We start from the raw sequence: 7,071 nt of genomic DNA on the forward strand, positions 1-7,071 counted from the left end.
ATTTTTAAACTCACAAACATCCCCTAATCTCTTCCACTCAACTCTCTCTCTCTCTCTCTTAATCAACTCTAATATATTCTCCATCTTCAAATACCCCTTCTAAACTTTTTCTAAAACTCAACTAATTAACAAATCTATCTAATAACTAATATTATAAGTTTAGAACTATTCTAATAATCCAAAAACAACATTAAATATATCAATTTAATAGAACAACCTAGTTATACCAATTAAAAAGATACAACATCTACCTACTTAAAACCAACCCATTAAGCCTACTTTTTCAAACCATTACAACCACTAAAAAACACCAATTCAATAACCTAAATATAATCTCTTATTACTCTGTTTTTTGTTTTAAAACAAAATAACAGGATTAAGATATATAAATAAGAGTATATTTAAAAATATTTATATTTTGTATAATATTTAAAATGTAACTATTTTATTTTGATAAGTAGTTAAAAGGATTTATTATGGACAACAATAAAAAACAACCAACTTTTCAAAACACTTTTGAACGTTCAAAAGTAGATCAAACCGCTGTCTTTGATATCAATGATATTAATGATGCTAAACCACTTGAAGAATACACTCTTGAAGAATTAAGATACACTCTTGAATATGAATCTTTAGATAAAAAGAAACGTGATACTATTAAGCGATTAATTAAGGAAATTGAAAACGCCTAATGTTTGTTAATTTACACGCTCGTTCAAACTATTCACTCCTTCAATCTACCCTTAAAATCAATGATTTAATAAACTTTGCTTTAGAACAGAAGCAAAGTTATGTTAGTTTATGTGACTTTGAGAATATGTATGGATGTATTGAATTCTATGATAAAGCTAAAAAAGCTAATTTAAAACCAATTGTTGGAATTGAATTCAACTATTTAAATACTAATCTTTTGATGTATGCATTAAACTATGAAGGTTATTTAGTACTTGTTGATATATCATCAAAACTACTAACTAATCAACCTTTTAGTTTAAATCTAAAAGATTTAGAAAATACAATATTAATTGCTAGAAATCATGGAATTAGTTTTGATCATAACAACTTCTATCAAAGCTATGATAGTTCATTAGCTAATTATGTAGCTGTTAATTTAGCTTGTTATTTAAATAAAGAAGATAAAGAAGTAGCATTTGCACTAAAAGCAATTGCTAATGATAAGAAAATAGTTGATTATGAAGATGATAGTTCAATTGATAATGCTTATTTATTAACTGAAACAGAAGCTAAACTAATAATTAAAGATTATGAAAAAGGAATAGATAATCTAAATCAAATATTAAACAAAATTGATTTAGAAATCAAAAACCAACCAATTAATATTCCTACATATGATCCTAAAAGTCCAGTTATATCAAGTCAAATCTTAAGACAATTATGTTATGAAGGATTAGCTAAAAGACTAAACCAAGAAACTAATTTACCAGAAGAATATACTAGTCGACTTGATTATGAATTAGATATTATTATTCAAAAACAATTTGAAGACTACTTTTTAATTGTTTATGACTTTATTGATTATGCTCGATCAAATAATATTATGGTAGGACCAGGAAGAGGAAGTGCTGCTGGGTCTTTAGTTGCTTATTGTTTATATATTACCCAAGTTGATCCAGTTAAAAACAATCTAATCTTTGAACGATTTTTAAATCCAACAAGAATTAGTATGCCTGATATTGATACAGATATTATGGATAGTAGACGTGATGAAGTAATTGAATATCTATTTAATAAGTATTCAAATGATCATGTTGCATACATTGTTACATTTGGACGAATGAAAGCAAAAATGGCAATTCGTGATGTTGGACGGATTCTTGGTTTTGATCAATTGATCATTAATAACATATGCAAAAACATTAAAGAAGAATATAATGAAGATTTAGATCAAGCAATAGTTAATTCTAAACATTTAACTGAAGCTAATAAAATGTATAAACAATTGTTTACTATTGCTAAACAATTAATTAATACACCAAGAAATATAAGTACACATGCAGCAGGGATCATTTTATCTAAACAAAAATTAAGTAGTATTATTCCTGTTCAAATTGGCATCAATGATCGATTATTATCTCAATACTCTATGGAGTATTTAGAACGCTTTGGTTTAATTAAAATGGATCTGTTAGGTTTAATTAATTTAACAACCATTGATAATGTTATTAAACAAATTAAAAGAACCCAAAACAAAACCATTGATTTAGCTAAAATTAATTATAATGATAAAAATGTTTTTGATGATTTATCACAAGCTAAAACTGAAGGTATTTTTCAGCTTGAATCATATGGAATGAGACGTGTACTTAAACAAGTTAAACCACGTTCTGTTGAAGATATTTCAATAGTTTCTGCATTATTTCGACCAGGGGCTCAAAAGCACATTAATGAGTTTGTACAACGTAGGTTTAGTTCTAATAAAAACATTAATTACTGAAATGAAACAACTAAAAAGATTTTAGAACCAACATATGGAATTATTGTTTATCAAGAACAAGTAATTCAACTTACCCAAGCAATTGCTAACTTTGATGCTCCTAAATCAGATAACTTAAGAAGAGCAATTTCTAAAAAAGATGAAAAAGCACTTGCTTCATTTCAATCTGAATTTATTAATGCAGCTATTAATAATGGTTTTAATCAAAACCAAGCAATATCAATCTTTAATAATATTTTAGAATTTGCTAATTATGGATTTAATAGATCCCATTCTTTAGCATACTCATATATTAGCTATTGGTTAGCTTATTTAAAACATTACTACTCAATTGAATTCTTAGCTACTTTATTAAATAGTGCTAGTTCAAAAGAAAAGAAATTATTAGCTTATATTAAAGAAGCTAAATATTACGGTATTAAACTATTAGGTCCTAATTTCTTACACTCAGTTGCTGATTTTAGATATAACACTAAAACTTATTCAATTTTATTTGGTTTTAAAATGATTAAAGGTGTTGGAGAGGAATTAATTAAAAAGATTTTATCAATTAATGATCGTAACCAAATAAGCAATTATACTGAAGCAGTTAATGCTTTAAGAAAAGCTAAAGTTACTGTTAAAAACATTGAACTTTTAATTAAAGCTGGAGCTTTTGATGTGTTTTTAGTTAATCGACGATTTATTTTAAACAACTTAGAGATCATCTACGAAAACACAACCCTACCATCTGGTTTACAAACCTCACTAAATGGAATTGAATACGCTAATGATCTAAGTATTAATCAAGCAGATGATTTAATTAAATTTGAAGAAGATTTATTAGGAATCAGATTAGCTGATTTAAATGCTCCTGTTAGTATCATTAATGAAATCAATGGAGTAACTATTAATCACATTGATGAACTAGATGAAGATGGAATTAACATTATCTTTAAAATTAATTACATTAATAACTCAACCACTAAAGCTAATAAACCAATTTTTTATATAAATGGAATTTGTAATAGTACTAATATTACTTTAACCATTTTTCATTCAAAAGCTGTTTTAGTTACTAACTTAAAACAAAACAACAGCTATGTTTTAAAAGTTAAAAAATGGAATCAATTCATTGTTGTTGATGAATTGATAATGGAAATAAAAGATGAACAATAAAAAAGCTGTCGTAATTGATGCTAATTCACTAATTTATCGGGCTTTTCATGCTACTTATAAACAAGCAGAATGATCAGTTGATAATAATATGTTACCAACTAATGCTATTAAACTAGTTGGTATTATGATTTTTAAAATCTTAAACGAACAAAAATATGATTATGCTCTAGTTGCTTTAGATTCAAAAGCAAAAACAAAACGAGCAATGGAGTATGAAAACTATAAAGCAACTAGAAAACCAATGGATGATAAACTAGTTGTCCAACTACCTTATATTTATGAACTATTTAGTTTAATGGGTCTTAAAACCATAGCTGAACCAGGAATTGAAGCTGATGATTTTGTTGGTTCATTTGCTTGTTTAATGAATAAATATGATATTTATACAGATGTTTATAGTTCTGATAAAGATTTATTACAATTAGTTAATGCTAATACATCTGTTTGTTTACTTAAAAAGGGTGTTAATGATATATTAGTTAATACTATTTCTAATTTTAGTGATTTTAATGATGGTTTATTACCTAATCAGATCACAGACTATAAAGGATTAGTTGGTGATCTTAGTGATAACTTACCAGGAGTTAAAGGAATAGGAGCTAAAACAGCTCTTAGTTTAATTCTTAAATATAAAGACTTAGAAACTATCTATGAACAAATAGATAGTTTAGCTCCATCAACTAAAAATAAATTAATTAATAGTTATGAACAAGCGATGATGTGTAAAAAACTAGCTACCATTGATACTAAACTATTAGTTGATTTTAAACTAGAAGACTTTGTTTTAGAACCATATAAGATTGATCAATTAGATCAATTCTTTACTAAATTAAAGATTCAAAATGTAGCAAACTATTATAAACAATAAGATTATTAAATAAGAGAATAGATTATGCCAGAATTACCAGAAGTCCAAACCATTATTAATCACTTAAATAAAGTAGTATTAAACCAACCAATTGTAGATATCACAGTTAATCTAGAAAAGATATTAAAGAATTGTACTGTAGCTGAATTTAAACAAGCATTGACTAATGCTAGTTTTAAAAGAATAGAGAGAATTGGTAAATTTTTAATTTTTCATTTAGATAATGATCTAACGCTTGTTGTCCATTTACGAATGGAAGGGAAGTTCTTTTATCAAAAAGAAAGTGAATTCTTTAATTTAGCTCATACTCACATCATCTTTAAATTCAATAATAAGATGGAGTTAAGATATAATGATACACGTCAATTTGGGACTTTTCACTTATTTAGAACTGATCAATATTTAAATGAAAAGATGTTAAACAAAATTGCTCTTGACCCTCTAGATCCGAAGTTTGATGCTAAGTATTTAATGCATCAATTTAAAAATAAAACAATTGCTATTAAAACTGCTTTATTAGATCAAACCAAAGTATCTGGGATTGGTAATATTTATGCTGATGAGATTTGCTTTGCTGCAAAAGTATTACCAAATACTCCAACTAATAAAATTACTAAAAAACAATATCAACTTTTAGCAGATGCATCAACACAAATTCTAGCTTTAGCTGTTGAACATAAAGGAACAACAATCCATACTTTTAAATTTGATGCAACATCATCAGGAACTTTCCAGAGTTTATTAAAAGTGCATACAAGAGCTAAACAAGAGTGTTTTTCATGTAAAAACCCGATTATTAAGATCAAAGTTAATGGTCGGGGAACTTATTATTGTAGCAAATGTCAAAAATAGATTTTTGCTTTAAACTGTTTTAATTTGTATTATAATTCTATGGTATCTTAAAAGGCTCGAATGGCGAAATGGCAGACGCAGTTGACTCAAAATCAACCGAGAAATCATGTGGGTTCGAGTCCCACTTCGAGCACCATAAAATTATCAATCATCAACCAATGCACAAACCTATCTTTAGTTCATAATTTTCATACTAAAGATAGGTTTTTATTATCTTAATAAATAGTATTTATTAGTTTTTAGTGTGAATTTAATTAACTTTATTTTAAGTTTTTAGAAAAGTTAATAAACCAGGATATATTAAAAGCTAAAATACTTAATCCATTATAAGTTCTATATATTAGTTATATAATTTATTATTTATGTTAAACTTTTAAACATTGATATTAATAAAATAATAATGTTTTATAAATAGTATTTTATATAGTATAAAGATAAAAAGAAAATAAAAGGGATAAGGTATTTAGTATGAAAAGAAAAATAAATAAAAAGCTAATACTTTTTAGTTCACTTATTACATTAGGATTATCATCTTCTATTATTATTGCTTCATGTACACCAAACAAATCTAAAACACCAGAAAAACCAAAACAAGGAACTGAAAATGGTAGTGGTAGTGGTTCAATGAGTGGTAATAATACTGGTGGAACTACTAGTGGCTCTACTGGTGGAAATAATGGCGGAAGCAGTAAAAATAATGAACAAATGAACGGGTTAGGTGCACAACCACAAAATCCAGAAAACAATGGTGGTTCTTCTGGTTCTAATACAACACCAACAACACCATCTGCTAATAAAAATGCTAACTTTAGTATTAGCTTACCAAGTGCTGATGAATCTATTGCTTTAGACCCGGCTTCAAATGTAGGTTATTTAAAAGTTTTACTTAAAAAACTAAAAACTGAAGAAAAATTAGATGATAAGGTTCTTGTAGTTGAGATTAAGGATCAAAAAGAAGAAATTAAAAAAGCTATTATTGATCTCAAAATTTGAAAAGAAAATGAACCAATCACAATTGATTTTAGAGGTTTAAGACAAACTGATAAATTTATCTTAAACAATGTCTATATCGCTAACAAAAAAGATAATGGATTCGGAGAAATATCAAAGGATAAACAAATCAAGGTCGCTATACCTACTGATTTAGCTTCAAAACAAATAGGTGTTAAAGTTAAAAGTAATAAAAGAGTATTAACTGAAGAAGAAAAACAAAAAACTCCTGTTAAATTTATTCTAACAGAGTCTGACAACAAACTACAACTATCGGTTGCTCCTAGTGGTAATACTATTCAAACTATTAAAGATAAATATGTTCGGCTTTATTTATTTCAACTTTATCAAAATGAATGAACAACAAGTAAAAAATTACAGCGACAAATTCACAAAATAGATAATAATAAAATTGACATATCTAATATTGATATATCTGAATTCAAAAAAAACAAAGATAAAATTGCTATTTTCGTAGATGGTATTTATGACAGCGAACAAGCCAATAAACCTTCAACTAAATACCGTTTAGATTATGAAGATGAAAACTCACTATTCACGCGTAATGATGAATTAGTTCTCATTAAGGATTTTGGTTCAACTAACTAAATAACACCTATTAAAACTAAAAACTAAAAACTAAAAACTAAAAAAAAAAAAAAAAAATACAAGGGATTTGCCTTGTATTGCTCGATTGCAAGATCAACTGCAACATTATTAAAGTAAAATTTAATGATGGCAGTTGATC

5 protein-coding genes and 1 tRNA gene are annotated in these 7,071 nt (G+C 26.5%); all 6 read left to right on the top strand.

What is annotated here, in order from left to right; all coding sequences use genetic code 4:
• The first annotated feature begins 476 nt into the window (after positions 1 to 476).
• A complete protein-coding gene (locus UDIV_RS02655) occupies positions 477 to 692 on the top strand; it encodes a hypothetical protein (RefSeq protein ID WP_038102958.1) in 216 nt (71 codons plus the stop codon).
• Positions 692 to 3,613: a DNA polymerase III subunit alpha gene (gene dnaE, locus UDIV_RS02660; protein WP_051749480.1), complete on the top strand. Its 2,922-nt coding sequence runs from the start codon at positions 692 to 694 to the stop codon at positions 3,611 to 3,613. The genes UDIV_RS02655 and dnaE overlap by 1 nt, the downstream gene beginning before the upstream one ends.
• Complete coding sequence (locus UDIV_RS02665; protein ID WP_038102959.1) at positions 3,603 to 4,481, top strand: 5'-3' exonuclease; 879 nt, start codon at positions 3,603 to 3,605, stop codon at positions 4,479 to 4,481. Before dnaE ends, UDIV_RS02665 begins: the two co-directional genes overlap by 11 nt.
• A gap of 24 nt (positions 4,482 to 4,505) precedes the next feature.
• Positions 4,506 to 5,333, top strand: coding sequence for a DNA-formamidopyrimidine glycosylase (gene mutM / locus UDIV_RS02670; protein ID WP_038102960.1), 828 nt, complete (start codon positions 4,506 to 4,508; stop codon positions 5,331 to 5,333).
• 54 nt (positions 5,334 to 5,387) lie between these two features.
• Positions 5,388 to 5,469, top strand: a tRNA-Leu gene (locus UDIV_RS02675).
• A 332-nt stretch (positions 5,470 to 5,801) separates the two neighbouring features.
• Positions 5,802 to 6,932 carry a hypothetical protein gene (locus tag UDIV_RS04225; RefSeq protein WP_051749481.1) on the top strand — a complete coding sequence of 377 codons (1,131 nt, stop codon included), beginning with the start codon at positions 5,802 to 5,804 and terminating at the stop codon, positions 6,930 to 6,932.
• Positions 6,933 to 7,071 lie beyond the last annotated feature (139 nt).

The organism is Ureaplasma diversum NCTC 246, from assembly GCF_000731915.1.
Lineage (GTDB): Bacteria > Bacillota_I > Bacilli_A > Mycoplasmatales > Mycoplasmoidaceae > Ureaplasma > Ureaplasma diversum.